Consider the following 18,699-nt stretch of genomic DNA (forward strand, 5'->3'; position numbering starts at 1 on the left):
ATCCCATCGCGATCGTCATGGCCGGGCATGTCCCGGCCATCGACATTTGCGTGGGGCGCGATCATCTCTATCAACCGTCATTGCGAGCGCAGCGAAGCAATCTAGACCGTCCCCGCGGAGGGATTCTGGATTGCTTCGCTGCGCTCGCAATGACGGAGAAGGCGGCAGCCTACCTCACCACCGCCCGCTTGGGCTCGACGATCTCGAACATGCGCGGGAATTCGTCCATCAGGCCCATCAGCTCGGCGAGGCGCATCGGGTTGCCGGCGAACTTGACCTTGCCGGCGGCCACGGCCTCGGGAAAGCTGGTCAGTTTTGCGATCACTTCATCGAGCGTCAACCGCGCGAGCGTGAAGCTGGCATCGGCATTGTCCGCCTGCATGCCCTCCGTGTAAGTCAGCGCGCAGTTCTCCAGATTGAGCACGAAGGTCTCGCCGGTGTCGGAAAAGCTCCAGTTCAGCACGATGTGCTTTCCTTCCGCCTTCGGTCCGTTGAGGCGGATGCCGAGCACGTCCCAGAGCTGTGAGGTGCGCAGCGCCGCCAGCGTCTCGCGCGGCATCGGCGGGCGTGCCGGCACCTTCGGCATGCCCTGGCGCAATTCCTGCGCGCCGAACAGATAGGCATTGCGCCAGGTCGCGCTTTCGGCGGCGTAGCCGAGCTGCTCCAGCGTATCCGCCAGCAACGCACGCGCGGCCTGATTGTCCGGCTCGGCAAAGACGACATGGCCGAGCGCCTGCGCCACGAAGCGGAATTCGCCCTTGTCGAAATCGACACGCGCCCGCGCGAGGATGGCGTCGGCGCCGCCCATGTACTCGACATATTTCTTGCCCGACTCCACCGGCGGCAGCGGATCGAGGTTGACCGGATTGGCGTCGTACCAGCCCAGATACTTTTGATAGATCGCCTTCACATTATGCCGGATGTGGCCGTAATAGCCGCGGCCGTGCCAGGCGCCCTCCAGGCTCTCGGGCAGCTGGATCGTCTCGGCGATCTCGGCCGCGGTGAGGCCGTGGTTCATCAGGCGAATGGTCTGGTCATGCGCGAACTTATAGAGGTCGCGCTGCTGCCGGATCATCGTGCCGATGCGTTCGCGTCCCCACACCGGCCAGTGATGCTGGCCGCACATCGCCTCCGCCTTGCCATCCCAGAGCTGCAAGGCCTCGCCCAGATATTTCGACCAGGCCAGCGCGTCGCGCACGTCGGCGCCGCGGAACGGCAGCAGATTGTGGAAATTGTGGGTGCAGTTCTCGGCGAGGTTCAAAAGCTTGTAGCGCGGGATGAAGAAATGCATCTCCGCCGGCGCTTCGCTGTTCGGCGCCATCTGGAATTCGAATACGACGCCGTCGATCACGCGCCGGTCGCCGGTCGCCATGATCAAATCGGTCGGCCGCAGCAGCGCCACTGAACCTGCTGCCATCGACTTGCCGAGGCCGCAATCGACCTGCCCGCGCGCTCCCTTGGCGAGGAGAGGCCCGAACTGGTACTGCGCCCGCCGCAGCATCGCAGGTCCCGCGATGATGTTCTCGGAGACGGCATGCTCCATGAACAAGTTCGGCGCGATGATCGGCACGCGGCCGCTCGCGAGTGCATCCTCCTCCAGAACGCCGCGCGCACCGCCCCAATGGTCGGTGTGGGTGTGCGTGAAGATCACGGCCGCGACCGGTCGCTGGCCGCGATGCTTGTAGTAGAGATCGAGCGCGGCGCGCGCCCCCTCGATCGAGGTCAGGGTGTCGACGACGATGACGCCGCTGTCGCCTTCGATCAGCGTCATGTTGGCGATGTCGAGCCCACGCACCTGGTAAACGCCGGGCACCACCTCGAACAGGCCGTGCTGCATGTTGAGCCGCGACTGCCGCCACAGGCTCGGGTTGACCGTGGTCGGCGCCTGCTCGGCGGCGAGAAAGCCGTACGGCTCGAGGCTCCAGACCGTCCGCCCTTGCGGACTGGTGATCGCCGCGTTCTCGATCGTGCCGAGGAAGCCGCGCGCGGCGTCGTCGAAATCCCGCGTGTCGGAGAATGGCAGCGCGTTCAGCATCGCCGTTTGCTGCGCGATGACGGACGGTGTTGCGCCCTTCGGCTCGTTGCTGGACGTATCCGTCATCTCGATCTCCTCCCCCGCCTGTTGCGCGGCATCTAACCGCATCTCGCGGCCGATTGCCATGGCGGGAGGACGCAGCAATGCGTAGCCCCGCGCCAACAGGTGGAGAGAAGCAGCGTGTTCGCAGCTACATGCCCAGCAATCTCGGCAGCCACAGCGACAGACCCGGCCAATAGGTCACGACCACCAGGAACGCCAGCATGGTCAGCAGCCATGGCCACACCGCGACCGTGAGCTCGGTGATGCCCATCTTGGCGATGCCCGAGGCCACGTAGAGATTGAGGCCGACCGGCGGATGGCACAGCCCGACCTCCATGTTGACCGTCATCAGGATGCCGAAATGGATCGGATCGATGCCGAGCTTGATCGCAACCGGAAACAGGATCGGCGCCATGATCAGGATGATCGAGGACGGCTCCATCACGTTGCCAGCCAATAGCAGCAGGAGATTGACGACGAGGAGGAAGCCGATCCAGCCGAGACCCTGGTCGATCATCCATTGCGCGAGCGCTTGCGGCACGTTCTCGTAAGTCATCAGGAACGAGAACAGGACGGCGTTGGTGATGATGTAGAGCAGCATCGCCGAAAGATTCGCCGAAGACAGCAGCACCCGCGGCACGTCTCGCAGCTTCAGATCCTTGTAGATGAACACGGCGACGATGAAGGCGTACACCGCGCTGACGGCTGCAGCTTCGGTCGGTGTGAACAGGCCGCTATAGATGCCGCCGATCACGATCACGATCAGCAGGATACCCCAGATCGACTTGCGGAACGCATCGAAGCGCTCGGAGAGGGTTGCTTTCGGCATCCTCGGATAGTCGTTACGCCAGGCCCGATAGAACGTCGTGGCGCCGAGCAGCATAGCGAGCACCATTCCCGGCACGATGCCGGCGATGAACAGCTTGCCGACGGAGGTGTTGGTGGAGACGGCAAAAAGCACCATCGGAATCGAGGGTGGAATGAGAATTCCAAGCGAGCCCGAGGTCGTGATCACGCCCGCCCCGAACCTCTTCGGAAATCCCTGCGCGATCATCGCGGGCAGGATCACCGATCCGATCGCCACCACGGTGGCCGGCGACGAGCCGGAAATCGCGGCGAACAGCGCGCAGGCGACCACGCCCGAGAGCGCAAGGCCGCCGTACCAATGGCCGACCAGCGAAGTCGCGAACGTGATCATCCGGCGCGCCACGCCGCCATGGGTCAGGAAGTTGCCGGCAAGGATGAAGAACGGGATCGCCATGATCTCGAAGCTCTCGATGCCGGTGAACAGCTTCAGCGCCACCGATTCCGTCCGCACGTCGGTCAACGTGAACATGAAGCTGAGCACGGTCAGACCGAGCGCGATCGAGATCGGCATACCCGTGAGCATCAACGACAGCAGGAGGCCGAAGACGACGGCGACACGCAGGCCCTGCGGCAGCGTGATCACGTGCGCCGAATGGGCGAAGCACACGGCGACGATCAGGACCGGCAACAACATCAGGACCCAGCCGAGCGGGCTGCGTTCGTCGCGGACGACCTGACTGCGCGTGACCGGGGCCGGATGGACCGGGTCTATTTCGACGCCCTCGACGCCGGCCATGTCGTGATGCGGCAACTCGCCGGTGCGATAGAACGACCAGGCGACCTGCAGGAAGCGGAAGCACATCAGCCCGGAGCCGAGCGGGATGGTGAGATACACCAGCCACATCGGCGCTTCCAGATCGTTGGATTGCTGGCCGGTCTGCCACATCTGGCCGACGAACGCGGCCCCGAAATAGCATACGATGGCAGTGAAAAGGGCGCCGCACATCAGGCCGAACGTGATGACGCGGCGGCGCGATCCGCCGGGAAGGATATTGACCAGGACGTCGACGCCGACATGGATGCCGGTGCGCACCCCGTAGGCCGCACCGAACTTCGCCATCCAGATGAACATGTAGATGCAGAGTTCCTGCGCCCAGGACAGGTCGAGAGCGGCAAGCCAGACGAACGCGGCTCGCGCGGGGACGGCCAGCAAGGCCAGGTTGCGCGCCTCCGCCCATTTGGCGATGTCGATCGACAGCCCGGCACCATATCGGTGCAGCACGGCAACGAAGATGAGCAATGTCGCGGCCGCGATCATCGTCGCGATCAGCCATTCCTCGAGATGATCGAGCACACGATTCAATGCACGCAGCAACTTGGTCCCCTCAGCTTGGCTGATCATTCAAGAGCAACGGCCGGGAGTGCGATCACCCCCGACCGTTCATGGTTGTTCTCAAAGCGCGCCGGCGTCAGTTCATCTTGACGTCGAGTTCCTTGGCGACGAGATCGAGCACCTCCTGCCCGACCCGCCCCTTCGCCCATTTGTAGGTCGGCTGCATCGCTTCCTGCCACGCCTTGCGATCGGCGTCAGTCAGATAATGCAGCGTGGTCTTGCCCGTCTTCTTGATCTCGGCCAGCGCATCTTCGTTTTCCTGGTGCGCGATCTGGTTGGTGTAGTCGGTCGCCTCGTTCATCGCCTTTTCGAGCTGGGCGCGGATATCGGGCGGCAGGCCGGACCAGAATTTCGAATTGACGATGACAGCATATTGCAGGTGCGCGTGATAGGACACGGTGATGTCCTTCTGCACCTCGTAGAACTTCTGCGTCAGGTAGTTGGACGCGGTGTTCTCGCAGCCGTCGACCACGCCCGTCTGCAAAGCCTGGTAGACTTCGGAAAACGCCATGATCTGCGGGATCGAGCCCATGATCCGGAGATATTGGTCGGCGACCTTCGATCCGGAGATGCGGAATTTGAGACCCTGGAAATCGGCCGGTTTCATCAGGGCGCGGTTGGCCGAGAGCATGTGGAAGCCGTTGTCCCAATAAGCGAGCCCGGTGATGCCCTTGGTCTCGAGCCTCTCGAACAGCCACTTGCCGATCGTGCCCTTCATCGCGTTGGAATAGGTTTGGTCGTCCTTGAACAGCCAGGGCAGGTCGAGCGCCTCGAACTCCTTGATACCGAGCGGGGCGAATTTGGCGGTTGAAGGCGCGAGCATGTGCACCGAGCCGAGCTGCAGCGCCTCGATCTCCTCCTTGTCCTTGTACAGCGTGGAGTTCGGGTAGATTTCGACCTTGACCTTGCCGTCGGTGTATTTCTCCGCGAGCTCCTTGAACTTCAAGGCGCCCTTGCCCTTGGGAGTGTCGTTGGCGACGACGTGGCTGAATTTGATGACGATCGGGCTCTGGGCCTGGGCCAAGACAGGAGACAAGGCAGGAGCCACGAAGATAGCTGCGGCGGCGGCCGCAAGAAGCAGCTTGCGCATGAACGAACCTCCCAACAACCTCTAAAACCGGGTTTTTTTTGTTTTCCGGTTTCAGTAGTGGCAGCAATCCGCCACCCGAACAACTAGACCTAAGCCCAATTTGCCGCAGCCAAGCCATCTTGCGCAACCCGGCACCCGCTGCCGTTCCCGGAAGCGAGCGCTTATGTCGCATTGCGGCAGTGCGATCAGCCGTTGCGCTGGGCGACCATGAACAGACGCCGGAACGGAAACAGCGTCTGTCCCGCGGCGTTCTTCGGATAGGCTTTCGCGACCCGCATCCCATAGGCGGCTTCGAACGCGGCCTTCTCGTCGCCCTGCAAGATGTCGAGATAGCGCGTCAGCCAGGTCCCCTTGGTCCATTCCTTCACGGGATTCTCGCCTTCCAGCACCTGCAGATATTCGGTCTCCCAGATGTCGATATTGGCCGACATCGGAGCGAGAAGACCGTGATAATAGGCCGGCGCTTCGACCGGCGGCGGCGTGACGAGATGCTCGACCTTGGACCGCCAGGGACCGTTCAGCGCGGTCTCGCCAATCAGCACATGCGAGGGCGCCAGAAAGTTGCGCGGCATCTGCACAGCGAGCATTCCGCCGGGCGTCACCTTCTCCATGATCGACGGAAACAGTGCCGCATGATTGGGCAGCCAGTGCAGCGCGGCATTGGAGTAGACGACGTCATATTGCTTCGTCGGGCGCCAGTGACCGAGGTCCTCGTGTGACCATTCCACGTCCGGCGCCGCCTTGCGGCCGGCGGCAACCATCTCGGCCGAGCCCTCGACACCGGTTACCGTCGCGTCCGGCCAACGCTCCTTGATCAGCTTGGTGACGTTGCCGGCGCCGGCGCCAAGATCGGCAACCGCACGCGGACCAGCATCCGGAATCCGCATCAAGAGGTCGACGGCGGGCCGGAGCCGGTGACCGGAGAATTTCAGATATTGCTGCGGATCCCAGACCATCGCTCGGCGCCTTTTCTTTTTCGTGTTTCCTTCAACGCGGCTCTTGGTTACCACTGCTCGTCCCGGTCGGGCAAATCAGGCTGGCCGGGACACGGCAGGAAACGAACAGAAAAACGAACAGCGACAAGCTGACAGCGAACAAGAGGGCGTGTCACCATGGATCTCGGGCTCAAATCGAAAACCGCCGTCGTCACCGGAGCGAGCGTCGGCATCGGCCGCGCCATCGCCAAGGGCTTGGCTGCCGAAGGCGTGCGCGTCGTCGGCGTGGCACGGCGCACCGACCTGCTCGCCGAGCTGGTAACGGAAGTCGGCTCCGGTCTGATCACGCCATTCGAGCAGGACGTGATGGCCAAGGACGCGGCGGAGAAGATTTCGGCCTTCGCCGTGAGCGAGCTCGGCCATGTCGACATCCTCATCAACAATGCCGGCGGCAGCCGCCCCCTCCCCGTCGATGCGCCCGACAGCCAATGGGACGAAGCGATCGCGCTGAATTTCACCAGCTACCGCCGCATCGCGCATGCGCTGCTGCCGCAGATGATCGAACGCAAATGGGGCCGCATCGTCAACATCACCGGCAAGTCCGAGCCGGAAGGCCTCAACGCCGCGTTTGCCGCCAAAGCCGCCGTGCACGCCTGGGCCAAGGGCCTGTCGCGCGAGATCGGCGAGCACGGCATCACCATCAACTGCATCCCGCCCGGCCGCATCATGAGCGAACAGATCCGCCGCAACTACGCGCCTGATTATCGCGAGCGGTTCGCGGAGGAAGAGATTCCCGTCGGCTATTGGGGCGAGCCGGAAGACCTCGCCGCGCTCGCGGTGTTCCTGGCGTCACCCGTAGCGCGGTACATCACGGGCACGGTGATCCCGGTGGATGGGGGGCTGAGGAGGTATCAGTTCTGAGGCTATCATCCCTGGCGTCCATCAGCCCCGGAGGCAGGTCCTTTCCGGATGTCTTCAGGAGGAGCAGAAAGTTCCAGTTCGCCCTGACGAACCGGCTAAGGACACCAGTAGAGCGGCGACGAACCGCCCGCAATCATCTCCATACCTCCAAAAGGATTTGACGGCCTGCCCGATGGCAGCCTTGCAATCGTGCGGCGCGAGGTCCTTCCAGACGGGATAGTTGCCGTTTAGCGTCGTTAGCCTAGCCGAAAACAACGTAAGCCATCGCTAGCGGGCCCGCGGCTGATCAATGCCGTCCTGATGAATCTTGGCCCTTTATGGACAGCGATGGAGCCTTATCGCCACCGAGTTAGCCCACATGCAGTATTGTCGGGTTCTTTCGAGCCCCGCAACAGATGGTCCTTGACCATTGATCTAAATCAACCGACGACAGGTTGGTTCGTTCTCCTCTCAAAAGAATCGCTGGTCATCGTAATCGTACCGAAATCGAGCGATCGAGCTTCAATTGGAGAAAGGATGAAGCAGACTTGGTGAATTGCCCTTACGGAGCTTTTCAAGGTTGGACGCAAGACCAGCAAGAGCGGCGATTCAGGTTGCAGCGATATCGCCTCATCCTATTCGCAATCGTTCCGCAATGGGGGTGGGGATATGCGAGACGGCAAGTTCTTCGATAGCCCCGCAGGCTTGACGGTAGCCAGAATTATCTCGCTAACCGGCGCCGAATGTCACGACGCGACACGACTTTCACATCTGATTACAAACGTTGCGCCACTCGAACTCGCCGGGCCGAATGACCTCGTCTTTATCGAAAGCGGCAAGTACGCCGACGCGCTGACTACAACGCGCGCCGGGGCCTGCCTGATGCTTCATCGCTTCGAAAACTGCGCCCCAAGTACTCTCATCTCGCTGCTTGCGAAGCAGCCCTACCAGGCATTTGTTGACGTCCATAGCGAACTTTATCCCCGGTCTCTTCGGCCCACCTCCGTTTACGAAGCCAGCGACATAGCTTCCGGCTCGACGATCCATCCAACTGCGCGCCTTGCTGGCGGAATCACGGTTGATCCGGGAGCCGTGATCGGACCCCGAGCTGAGATTGGAGCGGGAAGCATCATCTCCGCCACGGCCGTGATCGGCCCGGATGTTCTGATAGGCCGCAACTGCACGATTGGCGCGGGCTGTTCGATTACACATACGCTTATGGGTGAGCGGGTCGTCATCCATCCGGGCTCCCATATTGGGCAGGACGGTTTTGGCTATGTCGCCGGTGTCCGATGGCAAAAAGTCCCGCAGACCGGGCGAGTCATTATCCACGACGACGTAGAGATCGGGGCCGGCACGACGATCGATCGGGGCGGCATAAGAGACACGATCATCGGAGAAGCTACAAAGATCGACAATCTCTGTCAGATCGGTCACAACGTAGTCATTGGCCGCCATTGTATTATCGTCGCACAATCGGGGCTTAGTGGCAGCGTTACGATTGAAGATTTTGTCGTCCTCGGTGGCAGAGTTGCGATCGCTCCTCACGTCACGATTGGCAAGGGTGCAAGGGTGGCGGGGGGCTCGGGAGTTATGACCAACGTTCCCCCGGGAACGACCTGGGGTGGCTATCCAGCCCGGCCTAGAATGCAATGGATGCGGCAACTCGCTACGCTGGCTCGACTTACCAAATCGGGCATATAGCTGGCGCCACCCCGAAGCATCCGTAAAAAACACGCAAGGCCCCCGCAGGGCGACCTCATCCCAGCGGCAAGTTCTCCGCGATCGCGGAGAACGAGGCTACTGCAGAGGTTGGCGCTGTTATTCGATCACGTCGTCCGCGCGCACCAGCAAGGACGGAGCTATCTCCACGCCGAGCGCCTTTGCGGTCTTGTGATTGATGACGGTCTTGAACTGCGTCGGCTGCTCGATGGGAATCTCGGCGGGGTTAGCACCTTTCAATACCTTGTCGACGAAAACAGCCGCGTGGCGGAACATTGCGGTGAAGTCCACCCCGTAACCCATCAGGGCCGCCCCGCGGGAGGCGACAATGGGTGCGGCAACCGATGGCACCCGGCACTTGTCCACAATCGCGGCGACCATGGACGTGTTGGTGACAAACGCGTTTGCATCCGTGATCACGAGGCCGTCCATCGGGTTAGAGCCGACGAGTGACAGCGCGCTTTCGAGATCGCCGGGGACGTCGACCTCGATAGGTAGTAGCTCCATCTTCAATGCCTGCGCCGCGTTCCTCATGGTGCTCATTGTGGTGTTGTTCAGTGGATTTCCTCGCTGCATGAGCACCCCTACGCGTCGCGTCGAGGGAGCCAAGCCTGCGAGAATCTCCAAGCGCTTTGCAGCCAGTTCTGTCAGGAAAAAGGTTTGCCCCGTGATGTTGCCGCCAGGATGAGCCATGCTGGCTGCAAGCCCTATGGTCACCAGATCGGGGCCTACGATCATCACGGTCGGAATTTTTGCCGTCGCGTTGTGAGCGGCAAGAATCCCGGGATATGTGGCTGTGACGAGAACGTCAACATCAAGAGCGACAAGTTCATTCGCAAGCGCCGGCAGCCTGGCGTCGTCGCCACCGGCGTCGCGGTATTCGACATGAACGTTCACGTCGTTAACCCAACCGAGATCGCTGAGCCCCTTGAGGAACGCGTCGACTTCCAAATTCCGCGGTGGAGGGAGGAGAAGGCCAATTCGGGGCATTCGCTTTGCTTGCTGTGCTCGCGCTGCCAGCGGCAACGCAGACGCCACACCAACCAAAATCAGGAATTCTCGTCGTTTCATTACCAATCCAGTCTCATACACTCCGGCTGAGAACAGCCATTGTTCTACGTTGCTCCAAGCGAACTGACGACCGGATCGGGGCAAAGGCGGCAGTCTGCACCGGAGGCGATGACTTCTGCTCTCCCCAGACTCGGGACCTGCCGATGCCCATGCCAACCGACGCTCCACGCTAGGGAGCGACGTCATTCCCCGCAGCAGCGGCTCGGGTCATGGCGAGAGCGACGCCACGTAGGCAGCCAGCGCGATCATGTCGTTCTGCGACAACTTTTCGACGGTCTGTTGCATCAGGGAGCTTGCGCTTGCCACGCGGCCCCCGCTTTGAAACTCATGAAGCTGGCGCACGATGTAGGTCGGCGAGCGCCCGGCAATTGGCGGAATATCACCGACGCCTTTCAACTCCGGACCGTGGCAGCTACCGCAGGCGACGGTTATTCCCGATCCGCCCGTCTTGGCGAGTGTTTCTCCCCTCGCCAGACTTCCAACCGGAACATAGGCTGTGAAGGTCGCCCGGGAGTCTCGAAGCTCGAACTGATCCACATCGTCCGGTACCTCGACGATGCGCGGGCCGAGGGTTTCGGAGCCGCCCTCCGGGCTTTTGACGTAGAACAAGCGGGACGGCCCCGTCTTTGGAATGCTTTCGCTTTCGACGACCTTGATGATCTGCTTGGGCTTCTGCGCAGAGAAATAATCTGCCGCAGCGCGCATCTCGGCGTCGGTCATGGCTTTGACTGACGCCATCATCAATTGTGTGGAGGGCCTCTCCGGCCCCGACATCTTTCGCGCGCCGCTTTTGAAATCAGCCAGCTGCTGAACGAGATAGCTCGCCGGCAAGCCCGCGAGACTCGCATTTTCAGGACCGCCGGTGCCCTCGACGCGATGGCACGATCCGCAAGCGCGGACATCCGGCTTTCGTCCGTTGGCAACGATTTCCGGCATGGCCGGGTGGTCGTCCGGATGCCAATCAGGCGCAAAGAAAAGATCGCGCGCCTGCTTCCAGCTGAACGCGGCGTTGCTGCCGGCGAGTTGATTGGGCTTGTCGTCAGCCGGGGGCACCTTGACGGTCGGGTCCCACAAGAACGCCCAGGCCGGAAGCCCATTCTGCGCCAAGGCAGCGGTCGCGGTGAGGATCACGGCTGCCCACAAAATTGGCACAGACATTTTCATGGCAATAAACCTCTGCAAATGGATCGAGCAAAATCAGCGAAAAAGAAAAAGAAACTTAGCACTTCGAAAGCGGAATGCCGGAGCTGCACGCCTGGATCTGCTTCACCACAGGAAGCGCACATCGCTCCTTCACAGGAAGCACCCGATGGTCTTTTGCCGATCGGTGCAATCCTGGCATCCTGCCAGTGTTTTGCCCGACGCGTCAACGTCAGGGCCGCCGCGAATGTCGTCGCGATGCGATTCGAAAATCCCTTATTGATCAAGGGGCCTTCTACTGTGCATGGGGTTGTTTTCGCGTTTTTTGTTTTGGGCCCTTAAAAAAACACGCAAGACCCCGCATGACCACTCACCCCGCCTGCAGGATCTCCGCGATCGCCGCTCCCGCCGCGATGGTGCCGAGCTTGCCGCCGACATCGCGCGTCGCCCTGCCCTCGCCGATCGCTTTTGCCACCGCCGCCTCGATCGCACGTGCGGCTTCCTCGTAGCGCACCGCGCCGCTGTTCTGGCCGTGCCAGGCCAGCAGCAACGCCGTCGACAGGATCAGCGAGACCGGATTAGCAACGTCCTGTCCGGCGATGTCAGGCGCCGAGCCATGCGCGGCCTGCGCCATGGCGAAGCTGTCGCCGACATTGAGCGAGCCGCCGAGGCCGAGGCTGCCCGAGAGCTCGGCGGTGAGATCGGACAGGATGTCGCCGAACATGTTGGTGGCGACGATGACGTCGAAGCGGTCGGGGTTACGCACCACATGCGCCATCATGGCGTCGACGAGGATGTCGTCGACCCCAAGGCCGGGATAGGTCTTCGCCGCCGCGCGGCAGATGTCGAGGAACATGCCGTCGCCGAGCTTGAGCACATTGGCCTTGTGCACGATGGTGAGATGCTTGCGTCGCTTCATCGCCAGCCGGCACGCCGCGTGCGCGATGCGCTCGCAGCACAGGCGCGTGATCCGGCGCAGCGAGATCACGACGTCAGGCGTGACCAGCATCTCGCCATTGCCCTGCTCCATGTTGCGGTCGGCGTAAAACCCCTCCGTGTTCTCGCGCACCACGACGAGGTCGAAATCGCCGACCCGGCCGGACCGCCCCGCAAAGGTGCGTGCGGGCCTGACATTGGCGTAGAGGTCGAGGTTCTTGCGAAAGTGCCGCGACGGGTTGATCTCGCCATGGGTTTCGTCCTTGAAGTCGAAGGTCGCGGTCGGCCCGAGGATCAGGCCGTCGGCGGCGCGGACGATGTCGAGCAGCTCGGGGCGCACCGTCGTGCCAAATTGTTTGAGGCTCGCATGGCCGACCGCATGCTCCTCCAGGCGCAGATTGAGCTGGAAGCGCTCGGAGGCCGCGCGCAGCACGCCTGATGTCGCGGTCGTGATCTCGGGCCCGATGCCGTCACCGGGCAAAACGACGATGTGCATGGCGCTCCCCTGACATTGCAGCAGTTCGCGTGATCATACGCCGGCGCGCAGGTTCATCGCCCAGCCTTCGCGCATACACTGCATGCAAGCATATGCCTGTGGAAGGCGGCCGCGCCGTAGTACATGCCAAGTCCCATGGAGCCGGCCGCCGGAGCAACGCGCTAACGCAATGACAATCACGTTACCTGCCGCCGCGCGCAAGCCCGACCACACCATTTCCGACGGCCTTCCGCCCGCACAGCGGCGCTGGGCCATTGCCGCGATCTTCACCGCGCTGGCGATGGCCTCGCTGGACACCGCGGTCGCCAACATCGCGCTGCCCGCCATTGCCGGCGACCTGCATGTGACCCCGGAGCAATCGGTCTGGGTGGTCAACGTCTACCAGATCGCGCTGGTGGCGACGCTGCTGCCGCTCGGCGCGCTCGGCGAGATCGTCGGGCACCAGCGCATTTATCTCGGCGGCCTGATCCTGTTCACCATCGCCTCGCTGTTCTGCGCGGTGGCGTGGTCGCTGGAGAGCCTGCTGGTCGCGCGCACGCTGCAAGGGCTGGGTGCGAGCGGCATCATGAGCGTCAACACGGCGCTGGTGCGCTTCGTCTATCCCGGCCGAATGCTCGGCCGCGGCTTCGGCCACAACGCGCTGGTGGTCGCGACCGCCTTCACCTTCGGTCCCTCGATCGCCTCCGCCATCCTCGCGGTCGGCCCGTGGCCATGGCTGTTCGCCGTCAACATCCCGTTCGGCCTGGTCGCGATCGGCATCGGATTTGCGATGCTGCCGAAGACGCCCCGCGCCGATCATGGCTTCGACTTTCTCGGCGCGGCCCTCGCGTCGGCCTGTCTCGGCTTGTTCATCACGGGTATCGGCAGTGCTGCGCATAATCTCTCACCCGTGGTCGTGGGCATCGAGCTGGTCACGGCCCTGGTGCTCGGCTTCATCCTGACGCGCCGCCATGCCGATCATCCGGCCCCGATGCTGCCGATCGACCTGTTCAGCCGGCCGATGTTCGCGCTGTCGGCGGCGACGGCGGTGTGCTCGTTCGCGGTGCAGGGCCTCGCCTTCGTCTCGCTGCCGTTCTATTTCGAGGACGTGCTGGGGCGTTCGCAGGTCGAGACCGGCTTCTTCATGACGCCGTGGCCGCTGGTGGTCGGCATCATGGCGCCGATCGCAGGACGCCTCTCCGACCGGCACGCGGTCGGATTGCTCGGCGGCATCGGGCTCGTGCTGCTCGGCCTCGGCATGGCGCTGCTGGCGATGCTGCCGGCCAATCCTGCGATCCCCGACATCATCTGGCGGATGGTGATCTGCGGCATGGGATTCGGCTTCTTCCAGGCGCCGAACATGAAGGCGGTGATGTCGAGCGCGCCGCCACATCGCAGCGGCAGCGCCTCGGGCATCGTCGCCACCGCGCGCCTGACGGGGCAGACGACGGGTGCGGCGCTCGCCGCAGCCTGCTTCTCGCTCGCCGGTCATGACGGTGCGACCGTAGCGCTGGCACTCGGCGCGGGCTTTGCCGCGCTCGGCAGCGTGATGAGCTTTTTGCGGCTGGCGGTGAAGTAGACCGTCAGGCCAGATGTCGGGCCGCCGTCACCTCGACAGTCGCGACCGGAACGACCGTCCCCTCGTCGAGTGCTGCGAGACGCTCATCGATGGCAGCGATGACCTTGCGCGAGAACGGCCCGAGATGCGCATAGGCAGCGATCATCTGCACGGCAATCCGCGCCGACGTGGTGTCGCGCTTGGCGCAGTTCATGAAGGTCTGCCACAGCGGCCCACGCGCCTCGGGAAGGGCTGTGACCACCTTGTGCACCGTTTCCATCGCGCCGATCCGGGCGCGGATATCGCCTTCGGCGAGCTCCTGGCGCTGGCGCGAGCGGTCGAGCAGCGTCATCAGACGATCGATGCGCCTTGCATAGGCCTCCGGGCTGTAGATGTGCTCCAGCACGCGCTTGTAGTCCGTCAGGATGTCGCGCAACGGGCGCACCGGGTCGAAGTTGATCCCGGCGGTGCACTGATCCGCGCCGATGGTCGGCGCCAAATCATGGCCCGGATGCAGCCGGCCTTCGCGCTCCAGGCGGCGCGTCAGTTGCGTGTTCGGCAAGGCATAGAGCAGGCCGACCATGCTGACCGGGATCGCCGCCTCTTCGATGAAGTCGATCATGGCATCCGCCATCGAGAGCTTCTCATTGTCGAAGCCGACGATGAAACCCGCGGTGACGAGCATGCCCGCGGCGTAGATCTTGTGGATGCTCTCGGCGATGTTGCGCCGCGTGTTCTGTTTCTTCCGCATCGCGACCAGCGTCGCCGGATCCGGACTTTCGATGCCGACGAAGATGGCGAAGAAATTCGCCTGGCCCATCAGGTTCAATAGCTCGGGATCGTCGGCCAGATTGACCGAGGCTTCGGTCGACAATTCGAACGGATAGCCGTGGGCGCGCTGCCATTCGGCGAGCTGGGGCAGGAACAGCCGCAGCGACTTCTTGTTGCCGATGAAATTGTCGTCGACGAAGTCGAGATGGCCGCGGTAGCCCATGGCGTAGAGCCTGTCGAGCTCGACCAGCATCTGCTCGTTCGTCTTGGTTCGCGGCACCCGGCCATAGAGCTCGATGATGTCGCAGAACTCGCAGGTGAACGGGCAGCCGCGGGAATACTGCACACCGAGATAAAGGTAGTCCTCGAACTTCAGCAGGTCGAAGCGCGGCACCGGCGTCTTGGTGACGTCGGCCTGGAATTTCGGCGCGATGAAGACGCCGGAGCGTGCGCCACTGTCCCAGGCCGCGACGAATTCGTGGAGAACGCTTTCGGCCTCGCCGAGCACCTGGAAGTCGGCCCTCTCATAGATATGGGGGCTCGAGGTGGGATCGGGACCGCCGACGACCACCGGCTTGCCCGCGGCACGGCAAATTTCGATCAGGCGCAGCGTGTCGGCCTGCTGCGGCATCATACCGCCGGTGAAGACGACGTCGGCCCAGGAAAGATCCTCGTCGCTGAAGGCTTCCGTGTTGCAATCGATCAGCCGGACCGTCCAGTGCTCGGGCAACATCGCGGCAACGGTGATCAGCCCCAAAGGGGCCGCGGGGCGCTTCACGCCCAACACTTTGCAGGATTCGCCAAAGCTCCAGAAGGACTCTGCCGAGAACAGCGGATAGAGCATCAGGACTTTGCAAGGCTGCGGTACGTTCATGGAACCCCTTTTTGGCTGATTCCACTGTAGCAGAGCATTGTCGACTTGCATCCCGGCAAAAGGGACAAACTGTCGCTCTCGGTTCCGGGGGCGTTGGCGCGGAAGCCGGAGGACGGCGCCCCAAGCCGTGCCGCGGGCGTCCAGGGCGGGAATCTCCAGCGGCTACCCCTCGGACTATTGATTTGAACGTTTCCAATTTGCCGGACACATTGCGCCCCTGAGTCCAATCGGTGGATTGGGCCAATCAGGGGACTGCGATGGCAAACCTAACAATCAACGGAAAAACCTTCACGCTCGACGTCGAGCCGGATACGCCCCTGCTGTGGGCGATCCGCGAGAATGCCGGCCTGACCGGAACGAAATATGGCTGCGGCATTGCACAATGCGGCGCCTGCACCGTTCACATCGACGGCGTCGCCACCCGCTCCTGCGGCGTTTCAGTCGGCGAGGCCGCAGGCAAGAAGATCACGACCATCGAAGGGCTCGCCTCCGGCAACGCACTGCACAAGGTGCAGGAAGCCTGGATTGCCCAGGACGTGCCGCAATGCGGCTATTGCCAGAGCGGGATGATCATGGCGGTCGCGGCGCTGCTGAGCGAGAAGCCGAAGCCGACCGACGCCGACATCGACGAGGCCATCACCAATATCTGCCGCTGCGGCACCTTCCAGCAGGTGCGCGAAGCGATCCACACGATCGCAAGCGCGTAAGGAGCCGCCACATGAACAAGCATGTCTCTCCCAGGATGAACCGCCGTGCCTTCGTCATCGGCACCGCCGCGGTCGGCGCAGGTCTCGCAATCGGCCTCGATATCCCCTTCGGCGGCCCCGCAATGGTCCGCGCGGCCGACGGCTCCCCCGAGATCGGCGCCTGGGTCGTGGTCAGGCCCGACGACACCGTCGTCATCCGCATCGCCCGCTCCGAAATGGGCCAGGGCTCGCTCACCGGCCTTGCCCAGCTCGTCGCCGAGGAACTCGAATGCGACTGGTCGAAGGTCTCGACCGAATATCCGACACCGGGCCAGAGCGTCGCCCGCAAGCGCGTCTGGGGCGATTTCTCGACCGGCGGCAGCCGCGGCATCCGCTCTTCGCAAGACTATGTCCGCAAGGGCGGTGCCACCGCACGCGTGATGCTGATCCAGGCTGCCGCCGAGGCGTGGAAAGTGCCGGCGTCGGAATGCACGGCCGCCAACAGCGTCATCACCCACACGCCGACCGGCAAGACCACGACCTACGGCAAGGTCGCGGAGGCTGCGGCCAAGTTGACGCCACCGGCCGACGTCAAGCTGAAGGACCCCAAGGACTGGAAGCTGATCGGCAAGGGCGTGAAGCGGCTGGACACCGCCGAGAAGACCACCGGCACCATGATCTACGGCATCGACGTCAAGCTGCCGGGCATGCTGAACGCCGCGATCAAGGACTGCCCGGTGTTCGGCGGCAAGCTGAAGAGCTATGACGAAGCCAAGATCACCGGCATGAAGGGCGTCAAGAAGGTCGTCAAGGTCGGCGACACCGCGGTCGCGGTCGTTGCCGACACCTGGTGGCACGCCAAGACCGCGCTGGAGGCGCTGCCGATCGTCTGGGACGAGGGCGACAACGCCAAGGTCTCCAGCGAGTCGATCGCGAAATGGCTGACCGAAGGCCTCGACAACGGGCAGCCGGCCTATGTCGGCAACAAGAACGGCGACGCGAAGGCGGCGATTGCCGGTGCCGCCAAGAAGATCGAGGCCGTCTACAACTATCCCTACCAGAACCACGCCACCATGGAGCCGATGAACGCCACGGCGCTCTACACGGCGGACAAATGCGAGGTCTGGTGCGGCACGCAAAATGGCGAGGCGGCCTTCGCGGCCACGTTGGAAGCGTCGGGCCTGCCGGCGGAGAAGTGCGACGTGCACAAGGTGATGCCCGGCGGCGGCTTCGGCCGGCGCGGCCAGACCGACTATGTCCGCCAAGCCGTCCTGATCGCCAAGGAGATGCCGGGCACGCCGATCAAGCTGTTGTGGTCGCGCGAAGAGGACATGGCGCACGGCCGATATCACCCGATCACCCAGTGCAAAATGACCGGCGCGTTCGATGCGGACAACAATCTGGTCGCACTACACTACCGCCTGTCCGGGCAATCGATCCTGTTCTCGCTCCGTCCCGAAGCGCTGCAGAACGGCATGGATCCTGCCGCGTTCCAGGGCGTCGCCCAGTCCGGCGAAGCCGCGTTCGGTTACTCCGTGCCAAACCTCCTGGTCGAGCATGCGATGCGCAACCCGCACGTTCCGCCGGGCTTCTGGCGCGGCGTCAACGTCAATCACAACGCGATCTACATGGAATGCTTCATGGACGAGCTGGCCCAGGCCGCAGGCCAGGACCCGCTCGAATTCCGCCGCAAGCTGATGGGCAATCACCCCAAGCATCTGGCGGTGCTCAATGCCGTGGCGGAGAAGATCGGCTGGAGCACCCCGGCGCCGCAGGGCATCTATCGCGGCATCGCGCAGGTCATGGGCTATGGCAGCTATGTCGCCGGCGCCGCCGAAATCTCGGTGACCGACGGCAACAAGATCAAGGTGCATCGCATCGTCGCCTCCACCGATCCCGGCTACGTCGTCAATCCGGCGCAGGTGGAGCGACAGATCGCAGGCTCCTTCGTCTATGGCCTTAGCGCCTTGTTCTACGGCGGCTGCACCGTCAAGGACGGCAAGATCGAGCAGACCAACTTCGACACCTACAATTCGATGCGCATCAACGAGATGCCGAAGGTCGAATCGGTGATGGTGCCGAGCGGCGGGTTCTGGGGCGGCGTCGGCGAGCCGACCATCGGCGTCGCGGCGCCGGCGGTGCTCAATGCTTACTTCGCGGCGACGGGCAAACGCATCCGCTCGGTGCCGTTGCGCGACCAGAACATCACCTTCGCCTGAGAAACGCCGCGGCGGCCGTAACGGCCGCCGCGGCACCCTTTCCGG

At 63.1% G+C, this 18,699-nt stretch carries 13 protein-coding genes and 1 pseudogene; 5 read left to right on the top strand and 9 right to left on the bottom strand.

Going from position 1 to position 18,699, the window contains the following annotated elements; translation table 11 throughout:
- Positions 1 to 169: 169 nt before the first annotated feature.
- From ACVIN2_RS09460 to ACVIN2_RS09480, 5 genes and pseudogenes are all read right to left on the bottom strand, one after another.
- On the bottom strand, positions 170 to 2,101 hold the full coding sequence (locus tag ACVIN2_RS09460; RefSeq protein WP_456765408.1) for an alkyl/aryl-sulfatase: 1,932 nt from the start codon (positions 2,099 to 2,101) through the stop codon (positions 170 to 172).
- A gap of 124 nt (positions 2,102 to 2,225) precedes the next feature.
- A complete protein-coding gene (locus ACVIN2_RS09465) occupies positions 2,226 to 3,506 on the bottom strand; it encodes a TRAP transporter large permease (protein ID WP_456769682.1) in 1,281 nt (426 codons plus the stop codon).
- A gap of 219 nt (positions 3,507 to 3,725) precedes the next feature.
- Positions 3,726 to 4,286: pseudogene (locus tag ACVIN2_RS09470) on the bottom strand (TRAP transporter small permease); the annotation flags it as partial.
- A 67-nt stretch (positions 4,287 to 4,353) separates the two neighbouring features.
- Positions 4,354 to 5,367 (bottom strand): DctP family TRAP transporter solute-binding subunit, encoded by a 1,014-nt coding sequence (locus ACVIN2_RS09475; protein WP_456765409.1) that lies wholly within the window; start codon positions 5,365 to 5,367, stop codon positions 4,354 to 4,356.
- Positions 5,368 to 5,552: 185 nt separating this feature from the next.
- Entirely contained in the window at positions 5,553 to 6,323 is a 771-nt protein-coding gene (locus ACVIN2_RS09480; RefSeq protein WP_456765410.1) for a methyltransferase domain-containing protein, read from the bottom strand.
- Between the two features lie 156 nt (positions 6,324 to 6,479).
- On the opposite strand from ACVIN2_RS09480, the gene ACVIN2_RS09485 reads away from it, so the two are divergent.
- Entirely contained in the window at positions 6,480 to 7,223 is a 744-nt protein-coding gene (locus ACVIN2_RS09485; RefSeq protein ID WP_456765411.1) for an SDR family NAD(P)-dependent oxidoreductase, read from the top strand.
- 648 nt (positions 7,224 to 7,871) lie between these two features.
- Positions 7,872 to 8,906: a UDP-3-O-(3-hydroxymyristoyl)glucosamine N-acyltransferase gene (gene lpxD, locus ACVIN2_RS09490; RefSeq protein WP_456765412.1), complete on the top strand. Its 1,035-nt coding sequence runs from the start codon at positions 7,872 to 7,874 to the stop codon at positions 8,904 to 8,906.
- A gap of 117 nt (positions 8,907 to 9,023) precedes the next feature.
- On the opposite strand, the gene ACVIN2_RS09495 is transcribed toward lpxD, so the two are convergent.
- The 3 genes from ACVIN2_RS09495 to ACVIN2_RS09505 form a co-directional block, all read right to left on the bottom strand.
- Complete coding sequence (locus tag ACVIN2_RS09495; protein WP_456765413.1) at positions 9,024 to 9,995, bottom strand: ABC transporter substrate-binding protein; 972 nt, start codon at positions 9,993 to 9,995, stop codon at positions 9,024 to 9,026.
- Positions 9,996 to 10,202: 207 nt separating this feature from the next.
- Complete coding sequence (locus tag ACVIN2_RS09500; RefSeq protein WP_456765414.1) at positions 10,203 to 11,159, bottom strand: c-type cytochrome; 957 nt, start codon at positions 11,157 to 11,159, stop codon at positions 10,203 to 10,205.
- 346 nt (positions 11,160 to 11,505) lie between these two features.
- Complete coding sequence (locus ACVIN2_RS09505; protein WP_456765415.1) at positions 11,506 to 12,567, bottom strand: isocitrate/isopropylmalate dehydrogenase family protein; 1,062 nt, start codon at positions 12,565 to 12,567, stop codon at positions 11,506 to 11,508.
- Between the two features lie 169 nt (positions 12,568 to 12,736).
- Between ACVIN2_RS09505 and ACVIN2_RS09510 the strand changes: the two genes are divergently transcribed.
- Positions 12,737 to 14,125, top strand: coding sequence for an MFS transporter (locus tag ACVIN2_RS09510; protein ID WP_456765416.1), 1,389 nt, complete (start codon positions 12,737 to 12,739; stop codon positions 14,123 to 14,125).
- Between the two features lie 4 nt (positions 14,126 to 14,129).
- On the opposite strand, the gene ACVIN2_RS09515 is transcribed toward ACVIN2_RS09510, so the two are convergent.
- On the bottom strand, positions 14,130 to 15,749 hold the full coding sequence (locus tag ACVIN2_RS09515; RefSeq protein WP_456765417.1) for a B12-binding domain-containing radical SAM protein: 1,620 nt from the start codon (positions 15,747 to 15,749) through the stop codon (positions 14,130 to 14,132).
- A gap of 257 nt (positions 15,750 to 16,006) precedes the next feature.
- On the opposite strand from ACVIN2_RS09515, the gene ACVIN2_RS09520 reads away from it, so the two are divergent.
- On the top strand, positions 16,007 to 16,456 hold the full coding sequence (locus tag ACVIN2_RS09520; RefSeq protein WP_007594050.1) for a (2Fe-2S)-binding protein: 450 nt from the start codon (positions 16,007 to 16,009) through the stop codon (positions 16,454 to 16,456).
- An 11-nt stretch (positions 16,457 to 16,467) separates the two neighbouring features.
- Positions 16,468 to 18,654 carry a molybdopterin cofactor-binding domain-containing protein gene (locus tag ACVIN2_RS09525; RefSeq protein ID WP_456765418.1) on the top strand — a complete coding sequence of 729 codons (2,187 nt, stop codon included), beginning with the start codon at positions 16,468 to 16,470 and terminating at the stop codon, positions 18,652 to 18,654.
- The last annotated feature ends 45 nt before the right edge of the window (positions 18,655 to 18,699 follow it).

Source organism: Bradyrhizobium sp. USDA 3650 (assembly GCF_054057395.1).

Coding starts and splice junctions, on each gene's coding strand:
- ACVIN2_RS09460 (WP_456765408.1), bottom strand. CDS start 2,101: ATGACGGATACGTCCAGCAACGAGCCGAAGGGCGCAACACCGTCCGTC.
- ACVIN2_RS09475 (WP_456765409.1), bottom strand. CDS start 5,367: ATGCGCAAGCTGCTTCTTGCGGCCGCCGCCGCAGCTATCTTCGTGGCT.
- ACVIN2_RS09480 (WP_456765410.1), bottom strand. CDS start 6,323: ATGGTCTGGGATCCGCAGCAATATCTGAAATTCTCCGGTCACCGGCTC.
- ACVIN2_RS09485 (WP_456765411.1), top strand. CDS start 6,480: ATGGATCTCGGGCTCAAATCGAAAACCGCCGTCGTCACCGGAGCGAGC.
- lpxD (WP_456765412.1), top strand. CDS start 7,872: ATGCGAGACGGCAAGTTCTTCGATAGCCCCGCAGGCTTGACGGTAGCC.
- ACVIN2_RS09495 (WP_456765413.1), bottom strand. CDS start 9,995: ATGAAACGACGAGAATTCCTGATTTTGGTTGGTGTGGCGTCTGCGTTG.
- ACVIN2_RS09500 (WP_456765414.1), bottom strand. CDS start 11,159: ATGAAAATGTCTGTGCCAATTTTGTGGGCAGCCGTGATCCTCACCGCG.
- ACVIN2_RS09505 (WP_456765415.1), bottom strand. CDS start 12,567: ATGCACATCGTCGTTTTGCCCGGTGACGGCATCGGGCCCGAGATCACG.
- ACVIN2_RS09510 (WP_456765416.1), top strand. CDS start 12,737: ATGACAATCACGTTACCTGCCGCCGCGCGCAAGCCCGACCACACCATT.
- ACVIN2_RS09515 (WP_456765417.1), bottom strand. CDS start 15,749: ATGAACGTACCGCAGCCTTGCAAAGTCCTGATGCTCTATCCGCTGTTC.
- ACVIN2_RS09520 (WP_007594050.1), top strand. CDS start 16,007: ATGGCAAACCTAACAATCAACGGAAAAACCTTCACGCTCGACGTCGAG.
- ACVIN2_RS09525 (WP_456765418.1), top strand. CDS start 16,468: ATGAACAAGCATGTCTCTCCCAGGATGAACCGCCGTGCCTTCGTCATC.